Source organism: Acidovorax sp. JMULE5, assembly GCF_013376875.1.
In the GTDB taxonomy this organism is placed as follows: Bacteria; Pseudomonadota; Gammaproteobacteria; order Burkholderiales; family Burkholderiaceae_C; genus Acidovorax; species Acidovorax facilis.
Window position 1 is genome coordinate 3,357,240 of the sequence record NZ_CP035951.1, and the last position, 19,070, is coordinate 3,376,309.

General features: G+C 61.6%; 19 protein-coding genes. 13 read left to right on the top strand and 6 right to left on the bottom strand.

Translation table 11 applies throughout. The features are described from left to right. Window positions 1–5: 5 nt before the first annotated feature. Window positions 6–938, bottom strand: coding sequence for an N-acetyl-gamma-glutamyl-phosphate reductase (gene argC, locus EXV95_RS15325; RefSeq protein WP_176887507.1), 933 nt, complete (start codon window positions 936–938; stop codon window positions 6–8). A 215-nt stretch (window positions 939–1,153) separates the two neighbouring features. Between argC and sucC the strand changes: the two genes are divergently transcribed. The 10 genes from sucC (at window position 1,154) to tfpZ (ending at window position 13,186) form a co-directional block, all read left to right on the top strand. After that, window positions 1,154–2,314 carry an ADP-forming succinate--CoA ligase subunit beta gene (gene sucC, locus EXV95_RS15330; RefSeq protein WP_056056610.1) on the top strand — a complete coding sequence of 387 codons (1,161 nt, stop codon included), beginning with the start codon at window positions 1,154–1,156 and terminating at the stop codon, window positions 2,312–2,314. A 15-nt stretch (window positions 2,315–2,329) separates the two neighbouring features. Continuing rightward, complete coding sequence (gene sucD / locus EXV95_RS15335; protein ID WP_056056609.1) at window positions 2,330–3,226, top strand: succinate--CoA ligase subunit alpha; 897 nt, start codon at window positions 2,330–2,332, stop codon at window positions 3,224–3,226. Between the two features lie 359 nt (window positions 3,227–3,585). Continuing rightward, on the top strand, window positions 3,586–6,216 hold the full coding sequence (locus tag EXV95_RS15340; protein ID WP_176887508.1) for a CHASE2 domain-containing serine/threonine-protein kinase: 2,631 nt from the start codon (window positions 3,586–3,588) through the stop codon (window positions 6,214–6,216). A 17-nt stretch (window positions 6,217–6,233) separates the two neighbouring features. Continuing rightward, a complete protein-coding gene (locus EXV95_RS15345; RefSeq protein WP_176887509.1) occupies window positions 6,234–7,022 on the top strand; it encodes a Stp1/IreP family PP2C-type Ser/Thr phosphatase in 789 nt (262 codons plus the stop codon). Window positions 7,023–7,066: 44 nt separating this feature from the next. Then, window positions 7,067–7,720 carry an FHA domain-containing protein gene (locus EXV95_RS15350; RefSeq protein ID WP_121421579.1) on the top strand — a complete coding sequence of 218 codons (654 nt, stop codon included), beginning with the start codon at window positions 7,067–7,069 and terminating at the stop codon, window positions 7,718–7,720. Window positions 7,721–7,783: 63 nt separating this feature from the next. After that, the gene (locus tag EXV95_RS15355) at window positions 7,784–10,045 is read left to right on the top strand and encodes a CHASE2 domain-containing protein (protein ID WP_176887510.1); all 2,262 of its coding nucleotides are present in this window, start codon (window positions 7,784–7,786) and stop codon (window positions 10,043–10,045) included. A 12-nt stretch (window positions 10,046–10,057) separates the two neighbouring features. Next, entirely contained in the window at window positions 10,058–10,855 is a 798-nt protein-coding gene (locus EXV95_RS15360) for a 3',5'-cyclic-nucleotide phosphodiesterase (protein ID WP_176887511.1), read from the top strand. A gap of 295 nt (window positions 10,856–11,150) precedes the next feature. Next, a complete protein-coding gene (locus tag EXV95_RS15365) occupies window positions 11,151–11,696 on the top strand; it encodes a pilin (protein ID WP_176887512.1) in 546 nt (181 codons plus the stop codon). Between the two features lie 128 nt (window positions 11,697–11,824). After that, window positions 11,825–12,355 (top strand): pilin, encoded by a 531-nt coding sequence (locus EXV95_RS15370; protein ID WP_176887513.1) that lies wholly within the window; start codon window positions 11,825–11,827, stop codon window positions 12,353–12,355. 63 nt (window positions 12,356–12,418) lie between these two features. Further along, window positions 12,419–13,186 carry a TfpX/TfpZ family type IV pilin accessory protein gene (tfpZ, locus tag EXV95_RS15375; protein ID WP_255484753.1) on the top strand — a complete coding sequence of 256 codons (768 nt, stop codon included), beginning with the start codon at window positions 12,419–12,421 and terminating at the stop codon, window positions 13,184–13,186. Window positions 13,187–13,210: 24 nt separating this feature from the next. Here the strand turns inward: tfpZ and moaC are convergent, their stop codons facing one another. Beyond that, on the bottom strand, window positions 13,211–13,720 hold the full coding sequence (gene moaC, locus EXV95_RS15380) for a cyclic pyranopterin monophosphate synthase MoaC (protein WP_176887514.1): 510 nt from the start codon (window positions 13,718–13,720) through the stop codon (window positions 13,211–13,213). Between the two features lie 136 nt (window positions 13,721–13,856). Between moaC and EXV95_RS15385 the strand changes: the two genes are divergently transcribed. Next, complete coding sequence (locus EXV95_RS15385; RefSeq protein WP_370460272.1) at window positions 13,857–15,386, top strand: M48 family metalloprotease; 1,530 nt, start codon at window positions 13,857–13,859, stop codon at window positions 15,384–15,386. On the opposite strand, the gene EXV95_RS15390 is transcribed toward EXV95_RS15385, so the two are convergent. The 3 genes from EXV95_RS15390 to EXV95_RS15400 form a co-directional block, all read right to left on the bottom strand. Further along, window positions 15,354–15,707 carry a phage holin family protein gene (locus EXV95_RS15390; RefSeq protein WP_055394559.1) on the bottom strand — a complete coding sequence of 118 codons (354 nt, stop codon included), beginning with the start codon at window positions 15,705–15,707 and terminating at the stop codon, window positions 15,354–15,356. The genes EXV95_RS15385 and EXV95_RS15390 overlap by 33 nt on opposite strands. Before the next feature lie 86 nt (window positions 15,708–15,793). Further along, complete coding sequence (locus tag EXV95_RS15395) at window positions 15,794–16,252, bottom strand: hypothetical protein (protein WP_176887515.1); 459 nt, start codon at window positions 16,250–16,252, stop codon at window positions 15,794–15,796. 78 nt (window positions 16,253–16,330) lie between these two features. Beyond that, on the bottom strand, window positions 16,331–17,092 hold the full coding sequence (locus EXV95_RS15400; RefSeq protein WP_176887516.1) for a TerC family protein: 762 nt from the start codon (window positions 17,090–17,092) through the stop codon (window positions 16,331–16,333). A gap of 488 nt (window positions 17,093–17,580) precedes the next feature. Between EXV95_RS15400 and EXV95_RS15405 the strand changes: the two genes are divergently transcribed. Both EXV95_RS15405 and EXV95_RS15410 read left to right on the top strand, forming a co-directional pair. Next, on the top strand, window positions 17,581–18,021 hold the full coding sequence (locus EXV95_RS15405; protein WP_176887517.1) for a DUF3717 domain-containing protein: 441 nt from the start codon (window positions 17,581–17,583) through the stop codon (window positions 18,019–18,021). A 94-nt stretch (window positions 18,022–18,115) separates the two neighbouring features. Further along, on the top strand, window positions 18,116–18,421 hold the full coding sequence (locus EXV95_RS15410) for a hypothetical protein (RefSeq protein WP_055394551.1): 306 nt from the start codon (window positions 18,116–18,118) through the stop codon (window positions 18,419–18,421). A gap of 75 nt (window positions 18,422–18,496) precedes the next feature. Here EXV95_RS15410 and EXV95_RS15415 read toward each other — a convergent pair whose 3' ends face one another. Then, a complete protein-coding gene (locus EXV95_RS15415; RefSeq protein ID WP_008903834.1) occupies window positions 18,497–19,057 on the bottom strand; it encodes a YaeQ family protein in 561 nt (186 codons plus the stop codon). Window positions 19,058–19,070 lie beyond the last annotated feature (13 nt).

Genomic DNA, 19,070 nt, shown 5'->3' on the forward strand with positions numbered 1-19,070 from the left:
GCGGTTCAGAGACCGAGCATCAGCTGCAGGTTCTGCACTGCGGCGCCACTGGCGCCTTTGCCCAGGTTGTCCAGGCGCGCAATGACCACGGCCTGCCGGTATTGCTCGTTGGCAAACACGCGCAGCTCCAGCTTGTTGGTGTCGGTCAGCGTGTCGGCGGCGAGCTTCAAATCATCGGTGGGCGGCAGTACGCTGACCCACTGCTCGGGCGTGTTGGTGCGGCTGTAGTGGCCGGCCAGCGCGTCGTGCAGGTCGCTGGCCTTGGGGGCTCCGGGCAGCAGGTCCAGGTGCAGCGGCAACTGCACCAGCATGCCCTGGCGGAAGTTGCCCACGGCGGGGATGAACACCGGGCGGCGTGTGAGGCCGGTGTAGCGCAGGATCTCGGGGATGTGCTTGTGCGTCAGGCCCAGGGCGTAGGCCTCATACGGCGCTGCAGTGCCTGCCTCGTACGCTTCGATCATGGTGCGGCCGCCGCCGGAGTAGCCCGACACCGAAGGCAGGCTCAGGGGGTAGTCTGCAGGGATCAGGCCCGCATCGACCAGTGGGCGCAGGATGGCAATGGCCCCCGTGGCGTAGCAGCCGGGGTTAGAGACACGGGTGGCGTCGCGCACCGCCTGCGCCTGCGATGCAGCGAGTTCTGGAAACCCGTACACCCAGCCATCGGCCGTGCGGTGGGCCGTGCTGGCGTCGATCACCTTGACCTTGCGGCCCGAGGTGCGCTCGATCTCGTCCACCATGGCCACAGTGTCGCGCGCTGCATCGTCGTGAAGACACAGCACCACCAGGTCGACCCCCGCGATCAGGTCGCGCTTGGCGGCCGGGTCTTTGCGCAACTCGGGCGCAATGCTGACCAGCTCGATCTGCGGCATGGCCTGCAGGCGCTCGCGGATCTGCAGGCCCGTGGTACCGGCTTCGCCATCGATAAAGACTTTGGACATGGAGGTGCTCCTGCAAAAAGGCGGCAGCGGCTGCCGGAATAGAAAAGAGAAAAAGGGGGGATGGGAAGGCTACCAGCCCAGCCCAGGGTGTAAGTTAGGCACAAGGATGGTGCGTTGCAACATGATACAGTCGCGGGTTGCCATGTCCCAAGCCCGCGGCCAGACATCTGTTCATGGTAAACGGGTAACTACCACCCTTCCCTGAGAGAGACCTCATGAAGATTCACGAATACCAAGGCAAGGAAATCTTGCGCAATTTTGGTGTGCCCGTTCCGCGTGGCATTCCCGCATTCACGGTGCAAGAAGCCGTTGAAGCAGCCCAGAAGCTCGGCGGCCCCGTGTGGGTGGTCAAGGCCCAGATCCACGCCGGTGGCCGTGGCAAGGGTGGCGGCGTGAAAGTTGCCAAGACCATCGACGACGTGAAGGCACGCGCCAGCGACATCCTGGGCATGCAGCTGGTCACGCACCAGACCGGCGCTGAGGGCCAGAAGGTTCGCCGCCTGTACATCGAAGACGGCGCCGACATCAAGAACGAACTGTATGTGTCGCTGGTCACCGACCGCGCCACGCAAAAGGTCGCCCTGATCGCTTCGAGCGAAGGCGGCATGGACATCGAGGAAGTGGCCCACTCCACCCCTGAGAAGATCATCACCGAGATGATCGACCCGCTGACCGGCATCACTGAGGCGCAGAGCCGCAAGGTGGCAGCAGCCATCGGCCTGACCGGCGCTTCCATCGACCAGGCCGTGGACATCTTCGCCAAGATCTACAAGTGCTACATGGACACTGACGCGTCGCTGGTGGAAATCAACCCCCTGAACTGCGACTCCAAGGGCAACCTGATGGCCCTGGACGCGAAGTTCAACTTTGACGCCAACGCGCTGTTCCGTCACCCCGAAATCGTGGCCTTCCGCGATCTGGACGAAGAAGATCCGGCCGAAGTGGAAGCCTCCAAGTTCGACCTGGCCTACATCAGCCTCGATGGCAACATCGGCTGCTTGGTGAACGGCGCGGGCCTGGCCATGGCCACCATGGACACCATCAAGCTGTTCGGCGGCGAGCCAGCCAACTTCCTGGACGTAGGCGGTGGTGCCACCCCCGAGAAGGTGACTGAAGCCTTCAAGATCATGCTGAAGAACCCCAAGGTCGAAGGCATTCTGGTCAACATCTTCGGCGGCATCATGAAGTGCGACACCATCGCCACTGGCGTGATCACCGCTTGCAAGGCCGTGAACCTGAACGTGCCGCTGGTCGTGCGCATGAAGGGCACGAACGAAGAACTGGGCAAGAAGATGCTGGCCGAGTCCGGCCTGCCCATCATCGCTGCAGACACCATGGCCGAAGCTGCGACCAAGATCGTTGCTGCCGTCAAGTAAGCCCGGAGAACACACATGTCGATCTACATCAACAAAGACACCAAGGTCATCACCCAGGGCATCACGGGCAAGACTGGCCAGTTCCACACCGAAAAGTGCCAGGAATACGCGAACGGCAAGAACTGCTTCGTGGCGGGCGTGAACCCCAAGAAGGCGGGCGAGTCGATCTTCAACATCCCGATCTACGCCTCCGTCAAGGAAGCCGCTCAGCAGACCGGTGCCACCGTGTCGGTGATCTATGTGCCTCCAGCAGGCGCTGCGGATGCCATCTGGGAAGCCGTCGAAGCCGACCTGGACATGGCCATCTGCATCACCGAAGGCATTCCGGTCAAGGACATGCTGATGGTGCGCAACAAGATGAAGGCCAAGGAAGCCGCTGGCGGCAAGAAGACGCTGCTGCTGGGCCCCAACTGCCCTGGTCTGATCACGCCTGACGAAATCAAGATCGGCATCATGCCCGGTCACATCCACCGCAAGGGCCGTATCGGCGTGGTAAGCCGCTCGGGCACGCTGACGTACGAAGCTGTGGCGATGCTGACCGAAGTTGGCCTGGGCCAGTCGAGCGCTGTGGGCATTGGTGGCGACCCCATCAATGGTCTCAAGCACATCGACGTAATGAAGGCTTTCAACGACGATCCAGACACCGACGCCGTGATCATGATCGGCGAAATCGGCGGTCCTGACGAAGCCGAAGCCGCCCAGTGGTGCAAGGCCAACATGAAGAAGCCTATCGTGGGCTTCATCGCTGGCGTCACGGCCCCTCCCGGCAAGCGCATGGGCCACGCTGGCGCGCTGATCTCTGGCGGCGCCGACACGGCCGATGCCAAGCTGGCGATCATGGAAGAGTCGGGCTTCATCATCACCCGCAATCCTTCGGAACTGGGCAAGCTGCTCAAGGCCCAGCTGAAGTAAATCTCGCTACGCCCGTCCGCGTCACAGCGGACACCTCGGGCTTGAGGGCTCGCAGAGGAAGGCGAATTCCAAAAAAAGCGCCCGGAACCAACGTTCCGGGCGCTTTTTGCATGGGTGGGCCAAAGTGTGTCCGGGTGGCTCGTCGCGTTCTGGTGACAAAAATGACACACCCGATTCACGCGTCCTGCCTGCCCCGACAAGAACCGCCATCGAATCCTCGATGAACCACCCGTCGAACGCGGTTGGGGGTCACACCAAGCCCCCTGCAGCCCCGGCTTAAATATTGCTTTGAACAGCTCTCAATACAGAGAGTGGAATATCAGCAAGTGGGACGAACAACCTCGGGGCGGTGGCTTGGCATGTGGCGTACCGATGGTTTGCGGGGCGCATTGGCTGCGGCGGTGCTGGTTGCACTGAGCGCAGCCACGGGTGTGTTCCAGTGGCTGGAGTACCGCGTGTATGACGCCGCGACCAGCATCCACACGCCAGCCCCGCTGCCTGAAATTGCCATCATCGGCATCGACGATGCCACCCTGGAAAGCTTTGGCAACGGCCCCTGGTCACGGGATGTCTACGCCAAGCTGATCGACCAGCTTTCGGCGGCCGGCGCCAAGACCATTGTCCTGACCCCGTCTTTTGCCGAACCCCAGTCCGACCGTGGCCTTGCCTACCTTCGCAAAATGCGGGACACGATGGCGCGGGCGGGGGACACATCCCCGCTGGCGACGGAGTTGAGCCGCACCGTAGACGAGGCGGAGAAGGCTCTGGATTCTGACGCGCGCCTGGCCGCCAGCATCCAACGGGCCGGCAACGTTTTCCTGGCTTCGCGCTACACCCTGGCGGGCGGTGCCCGCACACCGCTGCCCGCCTATGCGCACCGCAGCGTTTTGCCGAACCCTGCGAGCTTTGCGATCCCCGCCACATCGGCGCAGAACCCGGTCGCTGGGATCGGTTCGATGGCGGCAGGCGTCGGTCATCTTTCGGTCGCCCTGGACGAAGATGGTCACCTTCGCGGCATCCCCCTTCTGCTGCGGTACGACGACGTCGGCGTGCCCTCCTTGGCCTTGCTCGCGGCGAGGCACAGTCTGCATCTGGGCCAAAACGAACTGGGGGTTCAGACGGAGCCTCAAGGCATTCGCATGGGTGGGCTGCACGTTGTGACCGACGGTTCGGCGGTGATGCACCCGCGATTTCACGCAGCGCCGGACGGTGCCTCCGCATTCCCTGTGGTGTCTTTTGCCCAGGTATCCAGCGGCAAGATTCCGCCGCAGGACTTCAAGGACAAAGTGGTACTGGTGGGTGAGACAAGCAACGCGCTGGTCACCCCGTGGGTCCAGTCCAGCACGCGCACGATGTATCCCGTGGAGGTACTGGCGCAAACGCTGTCCGCCATAAGGCTGGGCCTCGGGGTGCAACGACCTGAGTGGGCATGGACGGCGTCCTGGGGCAGCGCACTGGGAGCATTGCTCTTTGTTGCGCTGGTCCTTCCGAGACTCTCTCGTCCAGCCGGTGGAGTGCTGGGCGCAGGGCTCCTGCTCCTGCTCGCCGCCACTGAGTGGGGCCTGCTGCGTTACGCAGGGCTCTGGATTCCTTTGGCGCCCGGCGTGCTGGCTTTGTTGGGAGGCATCACAGCCTTTGCCGTGCTGGGCAAGCTCGGCGCAAGAGGTACACCCCCATCAGCGGAAACCGCCGAAACCGATCGCATGATGGGGCTTGCGCTGCAAGGGCAGGGCCAATTGGACATGGCCTTCGAGCGCTTGCGCAGAGTGCCGCCCAGTGATGCCCTGATGGACAACCTGTACCACCTGGCTCAGGACTTTGAGCGCAAGCGCAACTTTGCCAAGGCCAAGTCCGTCTACAAGCACATCCTGCAGCACAACAGGGGATACAAGGATGCCCATGCACGGTACAAGCGTGTGCGGGCGCACTTGCAAAAGAAAACTGGCGCCCCGTCCAGCACACCCGCATCGATTCCTCCCACCCCAGCGCCGCGCCTGCCAGGTGATGCCGCAACCGGCATACCGATGCTGGGCCGCTATCAGATAGACAGGGAGATTGGCAAAGGGGCGATGGGCGTGGTCTACCTGGGAAGAGACCCAAAGATTGGACGCGTGGTTGCCATCAAGACCCTGGCGCTCGGCGAAGAGTTCGAGGGCGACGCACTCATCGATGCCAGAGCCCGGTTCTTTCGCGAGGCAGAAACAGCGGGGCGCCTGCAGCACCCCTGCATCGTGACGATCTTTGATGCCGGCGAGGAACACGATCTGGCCTACATCGCCATGGAGTTCCTCAAGGGCGCAGACCTGGCGCAGGCCTGCCGCGCCGGGCAGCTTCTGCCGGTGGCCACGGTGCTTTCCATCGGAGCGCGCGTTGCCGAGGCGCTGGACTACGCCCACGCGCACAACGTGGTGCACCGCGACATCAAGCCTGCCAACATCATGTTCGACGCCGCCACGGATGCCGTGAAGGTGACGGATTTTGGCATTGCACGCATCACGGATTCCAGCAAGACACGCACAGGACTGGTTCTGGGGACCCCGAGTTTCATGTCACCGGAACAACTCGCGGGCAAGAAGGTGGATGGCCGTTCAGACCTCTACTCATTGGGTGTCACGTTGTTTCAGCTGCTGACGGGCTCGCTGCCGCTGCGCGGGGAGTCGATGACGGAACTGATGCACAAAATCGCCAACACGGAGGCGCCCGACATTCGGCAGCTGCGCCCCGAGCTTTCCCCCGCCGTGGCACGCGTGGTGGCCCAGGCCCTTCAGAAACGCCCGGAAGCCCGGTACCAGACGGGCCGGCAATTTGCCGCCGACCTGCGGCAGGCGGGCGTGGCAGCCGGACAGGCGGGATCGCCGGAGCCGGGAGCAGTCGTCTATGATGCGGACCGCGATGCAACAGGGCATGAAATGGCGGATTTTCAGAGAAGCGTGATGGAGCAACCCGCTGGGCGGGGCGCGGCATCCCCGCCGATTTCAGGCGCCCGATGACGCTCGCCCCAACATCCATGACCTACGAATTTTTCGCACGCACCGACAAAGGCCGCGTGCGCACCAACAACGAAGATGCGGTGGCGGTCGACCGGGATGCTCAGGTCGCCATCCTCGCTGATGGCATGGGCGGATACAACGCTGGTGAAGTGGCAAGCGGCATGGCCACCACGTTCATCCGCACCGAGATGGCCCGCTGGTTGGGGCAAGCCGGCAGCACCCCCCAATCGACCGACGTGCGGCGAGCCCTGGAGATCTGCGTCGAGAACGCCAACCATGCCATCCTCGGTGCCTCGCTTTCCAACCCCCAATATGCAGGAATGGGCACCACGCTGGTGGTCGGGGTTTTCCATGGCAGCCGCCTCATCCTCGGGCATATTGGCGACTCCCGCTGCTATCGCCTGCGCGATGGCACCCTGCAACAGATCACACGTGACCACTCCTGGCTCCAGGAACAGGTGGATGCCGGACTGCTCACAGCGCAGCAAGCCGCGCTGTCGTCCAACCGCAATCTCGTTACCCGTGCGCTGGGCGTAGAGCCCAATGTCATGATGGAAGTCAACGAGTTTCAGGTGACCCCCAATGACTTGTTCCTGATGTGTTCAGACGGCCTCACGGACATGGTCGCTGACTCAGACTTGGCGGAGCTGGTGCGAACACCACTGCCTTTGGAGGAAAAAGCCACATTGCTCATCGACACCGCCAATGCGAACGGTGGGCGTGATAACGTCAGCGTACTGCTGGTGCAAGCGGCTGCGGGGGGCAAGAAACGCGGCCTTATGTCCCGATTGCTAGGGGCCGCGTAAGTGGCGCCGACTACAACAATTACTCATCACATCAGGAGTGGATCATGCCCAGAATGATCGTTTCAATCGACGGGGTTGTCATCAAGGAAGTGCAACTGACCAAAGAGCGCACTACGCTCGGCCGCCGCCCTTACAACGACATCGTGATCGATAACCTCGCCGTGAGCGGCGAACATGCCGTCATTCACATGGCAGGCCAGGATGTGGAAATTGAAGACCTGGGGAGCACCAACGGCACCTACGTCAACGCCAAGGCTGTCAAGCGCCAAGAATTGCGCAATGGCGATACCGTTGAGGTGGGCAAGTACAAGATCCGTTTCCTGCACGAGGCTGAAGGGCAAAACTTCGAGAAGACCATGATCTTCAAACCGGGAATGGTGCCCCCCTTGGGCACGGCCTCCCGGCCTGCCCCGCTGGGTGCTGCCACTGCCCCGCCCATCTCCGGGGTCATCCGTGTAATGTCTGGTGCTGCTGCGGGACGGGAAGTGTCGCTGCAGAAGGTGGTTACCACCATCGGCAAACCCGGCGTTGCCGTAGCTTCCATAACCAAGCGGCATCAGGGCTTTGTACTGGCCCATGTCGAGGGCCCCGACATGCCTCTGCTCAATGGCGCCTCCATCGGCACATCTCCTGTACCTCTCAAACACGGTGATCGGCTGGAGTTGGCAGGTACGGAAATGCAGTTCGAACAAAGCTGACGGCCGCACCCGGGCCTCGCGCCCCATCTGGCAATTCATCTGCCGACCTTGTCGCCGGAACCCATGCAATCCAGACTTTTGCATCTGTTCCGACGGCACGCTCGCCGCACGGCAGTCACCCTGATTCCGTTAGCGTTTGCACTGCTGCACATTTCAGGCGCCCTTCATCTCCAGGTGCTGGAGCGGCTCGAAAACATCATCTACGACACCCGGCTGCGTGCGACCATGCCGCGTACGCTGGATGGGCGTATCGTCATCGTTGATATTGACGAAAAAAGCCTTGATAGGGTGGGGCATTGGCCTTGGGGACGGGACAAGCTTGCTGCTTTGACGCAGGAGCTGTTTGAACGACAACAGGTCGCGCTGGTGGGGTTTGACGTCCTCTTCGCGGAAGCAGACGGAAGCTCGGGTCTCGCAAACCTGGAGCGTTTGGCCAAAGGGCCTTTGCGTGCGCAGACGGGCTTCAAGGAACAACTGGCGCGCCTGACTCCCACTCTTGACTACGACGCACTCTTTGCCCACGCTCTGCAAGGCCGACCTGCGGTTCTAGGCTACTACTTCACCAGTGACCGGGACGGGAGAACAAAAGGTGTTTTGCCAGCCCCCGTCTTGCCCGCAGAAAGACTTCGCGGCCTACCGTTGCTGGCAACCACCTGGGGAGGTTACGGCAGCAATATTGAAGAGCTGGCGCACGCCGTGCCCGCTGCGGGCTTCTTCAACTCCATCACCGATGACGATGGCGTCGTCCGATCTCTCCCCTTGCTGGCGGAGCATCAGGGAAAGTACTACGAATCCTTGGCCTTGGCGATGTACCGTACCCTGCTCGACCAGCCGGAAATCCATCCCCACTACGCCCACGCCAATCCAGAAGGGAAGCACGACATACTCCAGAGCATCGTGCTACGCCAGGATGGCCGCGATTTCGCGCTACCGGTGGACACACGGCTTGCAACCTTGATCCCCTTCCGCGGCCCTGGTGATGTAAATGGCGGGTCATTCCGCTACGTGTCCGCGTCAGACGTTCTGGAGGGCAAACTGCCAGCCAACAACCTGCAAGGCCAATTGGTTCTGGTGGGTTCGACAACCCCCGGCCTGCTCGACCTGCGTGTGACCCCCGTCGGCCGCACCTATCCCGGCGTGGAAACCCACGCCAATATGCTGTCCGCCTTTCTCGACGGCAAAAGCATCGTGCGACCCGACTACGCGGTGGGCTTTGACGCGGCACAACTACTCTGCACAGGTGTTTTACTCGCCGTTGCCCTGCCCGCGCTGTCAGCCACCTCGGCGGTGCTTCTTAGCCTTGGGGTCGTTGCGGCTCTTGCGAGCCTCAACCTCTGGCTCTACCTCGCCCACGGCCTGGCGATGCCACTGGCGACCGTGATCGTGACGGCAGTGCTCGCATTCGCGCTCAACATGGTCTACGGCTACTTTGTGGAAAGCCGATCCAAGCGGGAACTGGCTGCGCTGTTTGGCACTTACGTGCCACCCGAGTTGGTGGACGAGATGGTCAAGCAGCCCGAAAACTACAGCATGCAGGCCACCAGCCGCGAACTGACCGTCATGTTCTGCGACATGCGGGGGTTCACCGCCATGTCAGAGCAGATGGAGCCCCTGCAGCTGCAAGCCCTGCTCAACGACGTGTTCAGCCAGTTGACCCACATCATTCGCAGCCACAGGGGCACCATCGACAAGTACATGGGGGACTGCGTCATGGCGTTTTGGGGAGCGCCGGTCCCCACCGCAGAACACGCGCAACTCGCAGTGCAGGCAGCGCTGGACATGGAGCGTGCGGTTGAGCAGATCAACCTGTTGCACCGAGAGCGCGGGCTTCCGGAAATCGGTATTGGCATAGGGCTTAACACCGGCACCATGTGCGTGGGCGACATGGGCTCGGACATCCGGCGCAGTTACACGGTCATCGGCGACGCGGTGAACTTGGGGTCTCGCCTGGAAGGCCTGTCCAAGCACTATGGCGTGCGTACCGTGGTGAGTGAATCCACCCATGCCCAGGCACCGGATTTCATCTGGCAAGAGCTGGACCTGGTGCGCGTCAAGGGCAAAGCCCAGGCTGTGGCTATCTATTCGCCAGTTGCCCCGCTGCAGACCGGAATGCCGCACAAATTGGAGGAATTGTCCATATGGAAACACTTCCTGGAGGCCTATTGCGCCCAGGACTGGGCACAATGCGGCAAACTGCTGGTGAACTTACAGCAAACCGCCGCGCCCTCCGCCCTCTACGAACTGTATGCCGCCCGAGTACAAACCTTGCAAGGGCAGAGCGTCAACCCCGGATGGGACGGCGCCACCAATTTCGACACCAAATAGACAGGTTGGCCCATGAAGGTTCGTGTGCTGGGCTGCTCCGGAGCCATCGCCAAAGATTGCCGGACCACTTCGTTCCTTATCGACGACAACATTTTGGTCGATGCCGGTACAGGCGTGGGCGACCTGACACTGGACGAGATGCGCAAAATCGACCACGTGTTTCTTACGCATTCACACCTGGACCACATTGCAGCGCTGCCGCTGATGCTCGATGCCGTGTCGTCGCTTCGCCAAGCCCCTGTACACATTCACGCTTTGCCGCCGACCATTGAGGTGCTGCGCACACACATCTTCAACAATATCATCTGGCCCGACTTCTCGTGCATCCCGTCGGCAGACTATCCATTCATGCGGTTTTGTCCGCTCAATGTGGGCGAACAATGCACCACCGCTGGAGTGGTCGTGGAGGCCCTTCCGGCCGTCCACACCGTGCCCGCCGTGGGCTACGCCGTTCAGGGACTCAAAGGATGGTGGGTCTTCAGCGGCGACACTGAACGAAACCCGGCCTTCTGGGAGCGTGTGAACCAGCTGCCCATTTCCATGCTCGTCATGGAAACCGCATTCAGCGAACGTGAAAGCGCACTGGCCCGGCGTAGCTTGCACCTGTCGCCACAGACGCTGCTGGCAGAACTGCGCTTGTGCGAACAGCTGGGCTGTCAGGTGTACATCACCCACACCAAGCCGGCTGAAACGGAAGTCATCATGGGCGAGATACGCAAGCTGCTCGCAGACGAGGCCGCCAAACCTTCGGACGAGAGTTCCCCATTCAGCATTCAGTGGTTACAGGCAGGGCAGGAATTCACCTTGTAGCCAGCGTTGTTCGCGCCACCGCCCTCTCGTGGGCCGCTCTGCCTCAATGACAAATCCCGCACAGCTTGCAACCAAATATGCACTTAGCGACAGTCGTGACGGGACAAAAATGTCACTTATGGTCTGCTGCAGCCGGATATTGACGCATGTAACCATACAGCGAGTCGGGTTCATGGAGGGTAGAGACCGGTGCCTGCAGGAGCATCCAGCTGGCACGAGAAATGCTGTATCCAGATCACACCTGGAGAATTCTTCTGCAGGTTGTTAATTGCAATCGACCTCCAAGGAGTTTCTTATGAAGCGTAATCTGCAAAAGGGTTTCACACTCATCGAACTGATGATCGTTGTAGCCATCATCGGTATTCTGGCTGCTGTGGCGCTGCCTGCGTACCAAGACTACACCATCCGCGCCAAGGTTTCTGAAGGCCTGAGCTTGGCATCGGCCGCGAAGACGGCAGTTGCGGAAACATTTGCGAATACCACGCAAGGTACTATTGAAGCCTATGTAGGCGTCGGTCCGATTACCGCTCCCGCGCTTGGCAACACAACTTATGGGTATCAATATACCGCCGGCACCAATGTGGCGACGATTGCGATTGCGGAAACTGCCGTCGCTGCGCCCACAGCAACTTCTGGTCGGATCACCATTACTTACGCCGGCACCCTTGGCACCACTTTGGGCAACCCACTGGTGCTGACCCCCGGCTCTGGCACAGTCACCAATTCCGCCGTGCCGTCTGCCGTTTTGGTATCAGGTGCTCCAGTTGTGTGGGGTTGCGGCATTGCTGCCACCGCATCTTTTAAGTATGTTCCGGCAAACTGCCGCTTTAACAATCTCTAATATTGACGAGATGAGAGAGGCCGCCTTGTGCGGCCTTTTTTTTGGCGAAACACATTTGAATGCCGCTGTACTTTCATTCGTCACTCATTCAAGTCAAGTGCTACTTCGGCTGTATGGAGGAAGAAGGCATGAAAAAGCACCTTCAATCGGGATTCACTTTGATCGAGTTAATGATCGTGGTAGCCATCATCGGCATTTTGGCGGCGGTGGCTCTGCCCATGTATCAAGACTACACCATTCGTGCCCGGGTGACGGAAGGCCTTAGCCTGGCAGGCACGGCCAAGACGGCGGTGGTGGATTCGTTCTTTACAGTGCCGAGCGGTGGCATCTTGCCCTACCCCGGCACGGGTGCCCCGGTGGCGGGCAGTTATGGTTTCCAATACACCCCAGGCACACATGTCACCTCGATTGCCATTGGCGCCATCGCCGATGTCGCCGCGCCCGTATTGCCCGAAGGCCGCATTACGATCAGCTTTGGGGGTGGCGTGGGTTCAGTATTGGGGACTCCGCTGGTTCTGACCCCCGGCAGCGGTACGGTGAGTAACGCGGCGGTCCCTTCTGCACCGCTAGCCGCAAGAGCTCCTGTAGTGTGGGGTTGTGGAGTGGCCTTGACGTCCGCCTTCCGCTACGTACCGGCCAATTGCCGTTATCCACTCTAATATGCGGCTGTGGTTTATAGGGGTTTGTATTCTTTACGTTTGATGCTGGCCTATTTTTCTCCCATGCGCATTCGCTACCGGGCAGCCTTGAAGGCTGCGGCCACACACTTGCTCGTGACCATCTTGGTAGCGACGCTGGCCGCAGTTCTGGTTTTTTATGTTTGGTATCCCTGGCCGTTCTATGAAATCGTGTCAGGCCGTGAACTGTTTTGGTTGGTAATAGGGGTGGACGTGGTGTGCGGACCGTTGCTGACCCTGGTGTTGTGGAATCCAGCCAAGTCGGCAAAAGAACTGACCCTAGACATGTCACTAGTCGGTTTGGTGCAGGTTGCAGCGCTGACCTACGGAATGAGCACCGTGACGGACACCCGGCCAGTACGCTTGGTGTTCGAGGTGGACCGGATCCGCTTGGTTTCGGCGTCGGAAATCAACCCCGCCCAGCTGGAGCTTGCAGTCAAGGGCCTTCATAAGCTCCCCTGGACGGGGCCAGTACTCGTAGGCATCCGGCAACCCAAAGACAATCAGGAGATGATGGAAAGCATCGACCTGTCACTGAAAGGGCTGGAGCCTTCGCTGCGGCCGGACTGGTGGCAAACATATGATCTGTCGGTTCCGGAAGTGCTGAAGGCGGGGCGTTCACTAGCCGTCTTGAGAGCAAATCGTCCAGCAGATGCAGAACGAATAGACGCTGCAGTACGAGCCGCTAAATCCCCTGAGTCCGATCTGCTCTGGCTGCCGCTGACAGCGGGGCGTAGCTCTGATTGGGTAGTTTTGCTTCACAAAGCATCTGCCTTGCCCGTGTCTTACGCCCGCGTTGATGGATTTTTCTGATGGCGCGAATGCCTCGGTAACAACTCAGCCCGCCACGCCAACCACAAAACTCCCCGATTTGCCGCCATGCTTTTCCACCACGCGCACATCGTGGATGGACATGCCCCGGTCAACGGCCTTGCACATGTCATAGATGGCGAGCAAGGCTACCTGGACCGCGGTGAGGGCTTCCATCTCCACGCCGGTGGGACCCACAGTTTCTACCGTAGCAGAGCAAAATATGCCGATAGCGCCCATCTGACGGGTGCTAGTCGCTTCAAATTCAATAGCCACGCGGGTGAGCGCCAACGGATGACACAACGGAATCAAATCACTCGTCCTTTTGGCAGCCATGATCCCTGCAATGCGAGCAATTCCCAGCACGTCGCCTTTTTTGGCGGTCCCAGATTCGATCAAGGCCAAGGTTTCCGGCTGCATCTCGATGCGGCCGGTGGCGACGGCCACGCGGTGGGTGGCGGGCTTGGCGCCAACGTCCACCATGTGGGCTTGGCCTTGGGCGTCGAAGTGGGTGAGGGGTGAGGCGGGGGTGGACATGGACAATGGAGCGAAACGTTTTTGGGGCGAAGGCATCATAAGGCGTTAGTCGTACAGGGCAACGCATGTGCATGGCCCTGAGGGTGGACAAAGGACCTTCGTGCAAAAATTTCAACAAAAATGGCTTGTAGCGCTTATCCAGAAATCGCTAACAGCTATATTTTTTATAGCAAACAGCATTTTGTACGCACCAGTGGCGAGTGCCCAGACGGCCTTGCCCACCCTCGGCGACCCCAGCGACCTCACCACCAGCGCCGAGCGACGCCTGGGTGACCGCATCATCCGCGAACTCTACAGAGACCCCGACTACATCGACGACCCCGTCATTGCCGACTATGTGCAAGGTATCTGGCGCCCTTTGATGGCTGCCGCCAAGGCGCGTGGGGAGCTCTCGCCGGAGCTGGATGAGCGCTTCGCGTGGGAGATCCTGCTGGGGCGTGACCGCACCGTGAACGCGTTTGCGCTGCCGGGCGGTTACCTGGGCGTGCACCTTGGCCTGATCGGGGTCGTTACCACCCGCGACGAGCTGGCCTCGGTGCTGGCCCACGAGCTCAGCCACGTCACCCAGCGCCACATCTCGCGCCTGATCACCCAGCAAAGCAAGCAGACGCCTCTGCTGCTGGGGGCGATGATTCTGGGCGCCCTGGCGGCCAGCAAGAACCCTGGTGCCACGCAGGCGCTGGTGGTAGGGGGGCAGGCGCTGGCCATGCAGAACCAGCTGAACTTTTCGCGCGACATGGAGCGCGAGGCAGACCGCATTGGCTATGGCCTGATGGCCCCCGCCGGGTTTGCACCGCAGGGCTTTGTCAGCATGTTCGACAAGCTCCAGCAGGCCAACCGGCTCAACGACAACGGCTCGTGGCCGTATCTCCGCAGCCACCCACTGACCACCGAGCGCATGGCAGACATGCATTCGCGCCTTCCGCCCGGAGAGGCTGCCGCTGCGACCACAGTGCCATCGACCCTGGAACACGCAATGGTTGCAGCACGTGCCCGGGTATTGGCCAACCCCGGCGTGGACACCTTGCGCCAGTGGATTGCCGAGCCGCAAGGTTCCGGTTTTGCAGCCCTGCCCGCCTCCCGGCGCGTGGGCGTGCTGTACGCGGCTGCGCTGGGCAGCAACCAGCTTCGAGACGCTGCAGGTGCACGCGCTGCCGCAAAGAAGCTGGAAGACTTGGTGCGCAATGATGCCGCTGCCCACCGGCTTGCAAAGCTGCTCGCCGCCGAGATCGAACTGGCCGCTGGTGACGCCGCTGCCGCTGTCAACGCACTGGCTGCCGATGCGAACAACACCAGCAGCGGCAGCAGCAGCAACCGGCGCCCTGAACTGGTTTTGCGCACACAGGCCTTGCTGCGCGCCGGGCGCGCTGGTGAAGGAACCAGCGCCCTGCAAACCTGGGTGGCCACGCACCCCCGGGATGCGACGGCGTGGCAGCTTTTGGCGTCCACCTGGCAGGCTCAAGGCCAGGCACTGCGCGCAGTGCGCGCCGAGGCAGAGGCCCACGCCGCGCGCTATGACTATGCGGCTGCGGTAGACCGCTTCAAGGCGGGCCAGGATCTGGCACGGCGGGGTGGACCGCAGGTGGACCACATTGAAGCGTCCATCATCGACACCCGGCTGCGCGCGGTGGAATTACTTCTTCGCGAACAGGCCGCCGAGCGCTGATTCAATCAGCACACCCAGCAGCGAATAGATCAGCGACCCGAGCAGCGCCGCGCCGAAGCCATTGACGTGGAACCCGTCCAGTACGCTGGCGGCGGCCCAGAACATGAGCGCGTTGATGACGAAGAGAAAAAGGCCGACGGTGACGATGGTGACCGGCAGCGTCAGCACCACCAGCACGGGCCGCAACACCACGTTGAACAGGCCAATGACAAAGGCCGCGATCAGCGCGGAGGTGAAGCTCTGCACTTCCACACCGCTGTAGACATAGGCCACAAACAGCAGCGATGCAGCGCTGAGAAGCCATTTCAGGAGGAGTTTCATGGCCGGAGAATAGCACCGGCCGGGGGAACCAAGAAATGCGCAAAGCGGGAGCCAAGCCCCTGGCAATCAGCCCCTGCGCTGACTGCCTATTCGAAAGCCAGCATCCACAACGCTCCGCAACCCGTGAGCAGGCTGCCCAGCGTTCCTGGCATTGGCGACCAGCCTTTGTCCGGGCGCACAGGCGCAGGCTCTTGTGCCATATCCGTCTTGGGCCGGCGCGCATCTACCACCTGGGCCGCGGAGGCGCCTGCAGCCTGCAGCTGATCGGTCAGCTCCGCCAGCGGCCCCTTGGCCAGTACGGTGGTCACTCTGTCTGTGGGCACCCGCAACGCGGGAAGGATCTGGGCAAACAGCTTGTCAGCCCACTTGGCGCGCCAGTTTTCACGGGCGCTGTGGCTCACCCACTTGCTGATGCGGTGGGTCATCCGGGGCGCGCAGGCCACCAGCACCCATTGTGTTCTGGCGGCCGCGTCGCGCGCGAACAAAGGTGCCAGCACCTGCTGCGCATAAACCGCGTCGTCTACATACACGATGACTCTGTCCATACCGACTCCCATTGAGGACCAAGGACAAAAGGGGGCATAGAGCCCCCTTTTGTAATGGTCGGTTCCGTATGCCTGCCTTTAGCCCTGCTGCTCGGCAGGTGCCGCCGCCGCACGGCGCGCAACGATGATCTTGCCAGCCAGCAGAACCAGCAGAGCACCTGCAATGTGCGAGGTCCAGTACATGGTATCGGAGATAACGGCCAGGCCTTTCTCATCCACGCTGCCCCACTTGGGCATCCATTCGACGATATTCACGTTGAGGAAAGCGGGGTCTGTGACCAGCATGCCGCCTGCAATCCAGCCCAGCAACATGCCGCCGAAGGTGATGATGAAAGGGAAGCGCTCCATGAGCTTGATGACCAGCTGGCTGCCCCAGACGATGATCGGGATGGAGATCAGAAGGCCCAGCACGACCAGCAGGAACTGGTGCTCGCCCGCATTCTGCGCAGCGCCCGCAATGGCGATCACGTTGTCCACGCTCATCACCAGGTCGGCCACGATGATGGTCTTGATGGCGGCCAGCAGCTTGTCGCTGCCTTGCACGTCGCCGTGGCCCTCTTCATCGGGAGCCAGCAGTTTGATGCCAATCCACACCAGCAGCAGCGCGCCCACGAACTTGAGGAACGGCAGCGCCAACAGGGTCATCGCAAAGGCGATCAGGATCACACGCAGAACAATGGCCCCGGCAGTGCCCCAGATGATGCCCTTGGTACGCTGGGCCGGAGGCAGCTTGCGGCAGGCCAGCGCGATGACCACCGCGTTGTCGCCGCCCAGCAAGATGTCGATGATGATGATCTGGCCGAGTGCGAGCCAGAATTCGGGCGAAGCCAAAAAGTCCATAAATTCCTCAGTATCAATACACGCGAAGGGGGAGTTCGCCGCCACTGTAGCGCCGAGTCCACCCAAGGGATAAAGGGCCTGCGGTCGGGGGATCAAGGACTGCCCTGACAGGGCAAGCAACGAAAGGACGGCCTTGATCAGCCCCAGCGGGCCCATCAAAGGTCTTGCTCAGCCCGGCGCCCTTGCGGTATGCGCTGAACCCGGACCGCCGGAAGCGATGTTTCGCTTCGTACTGACGACGGTTCCGATGCCTCGCGCCCCCACGCACCAAAATTTGGCAATGCCGGAATGCAAGTCGGGAGCTACTCCCCTTCGAAGCGTCGATTGGAACATCGCCCGCACGGTCGCGCAAGGGCAGCATGGTTGTGGTTATTGCGTACACGCCCCCTCAAGGGCCGCCAAAAAGGGGCCGTTGCTCTCTGCAAAACACCTTTGCCAGGGTTGCCTTGTCCGCGCGGCTATGATCCAGCCCCTTCGCTCAAACCTCCATGGCCGCCATCCACATCACCGACATCGAAGCCGCCATCAACCACTGGCGCAGCCGGGTGCCTTCGCCCGACGGAGTCTCCCTCGCCCCGGAGATCCGCGCGCTGGCAGAGGTCTATGCGCAGATGGTGTTCCGGCGCGAGGACGTGGTGGAAGAAGACCGCCTGCCCCTGGATGCCCTGGATGCCTGGCATGCCTGGTACGGCACCACGCCCGACACGCCCTGTATCGCCATCTGCTCCACCAGCCAGGGCGACGACCTGTGCAAAGGGTGCGGGCGCACGTTTGACGAAGTGCAGTTCTGGCCCGCGATGGGCCCTGCCGAAAAACGCGCGGTGTGGCGACGCATCACGCTGGAGCACTCTGCGTGGCGGTTCAACCGCTATGCAGAACGGGCGGCCGAAGGGGTTTCCAAAGCGCCGGCGCCAGCGGGCGCGACGTAACCCGCCCATTTTCTTTTCAACACGTCGCCCCGCCTCGCAAGCTGCAAACATGCGGGGGCTGTACGCCCGGCGGTCAAACGGCTATGGTGGGCCCATGCTGCGCCTCACCCAAGCCCCGAACATCGCCATCGCCACGCTGTGGGCGGACTTGTTGTGCGAAGCGGGCATGACGGCCTCCGTGCAGCGCCAGTATCTGGGTGCCGCAGCGGGGCACCTGCCGCCGGACCAGTGCCTGCCCGAAATCTGGCTGGACTACGACGAACACGCCACCCGCGCACGCGCGCTGCTGCAGGAGCTTCAGGATTTGCCACAGCGTCGCTGGGCATGCCAGTGCGGCGAGACGGTCGAAGGCGGATTCGAGCAGTGCTGGCAGTGTGGCGCGCTCATGCCACGAGACTGAGTCAGAGACTACCAAATTGATAGCTGTTAGCGCTTATCCATCAAGCGCTAGAGGCTATTTTGACCAGTATTCCAGTCACTTCCAGCGCACGGGCTCCACATGCACACTGCCCTGCGTGCTGCTCAGGGTGATCGCGCCTTCCTGCACCGTAGCCTGCAGTTGCATGCTGCGCTCGGCCAGCTGCGCCAGTGCCTGGGATGCCTCCGTGGGGATGCGCCAGACCTGCAGCTTTTCCAGGCGTGACAGTTTGGTCTCGATGCCTTTCCACCAGATCTCGGCGGCGTGGTTGAAGCAGTAGACGATCACAGAATCGGCCTTGCTGCAGGCCTTGGTGAGCGGCTTGTCTTCGGGCTGGCCCACCTCAATCCAAACGCGCTTGCGGCCGGTAAAGTCGGTCAGCGAGGCATCCGGGTCATCCGGGTCCGACAGACCCGCACCAAATGCCAGCGTGGCGTCGCCGTTGCAGAGGTCGTTGAGCTGGTGCGCCTGGATGGCCAAAGCAGCCAGCCGGACCATCATGCGCTCGTCGGTCTCGCTGGGGTGGCGCGCCAGCGTGAGGGCGTGGTCAGCGTAGTAGCCGTGGTCGATGTCGGCGATCTGGAGGTTCGCCTTGAAGATGGTGGATTTGATGGCCATGCAGCCTCACTAT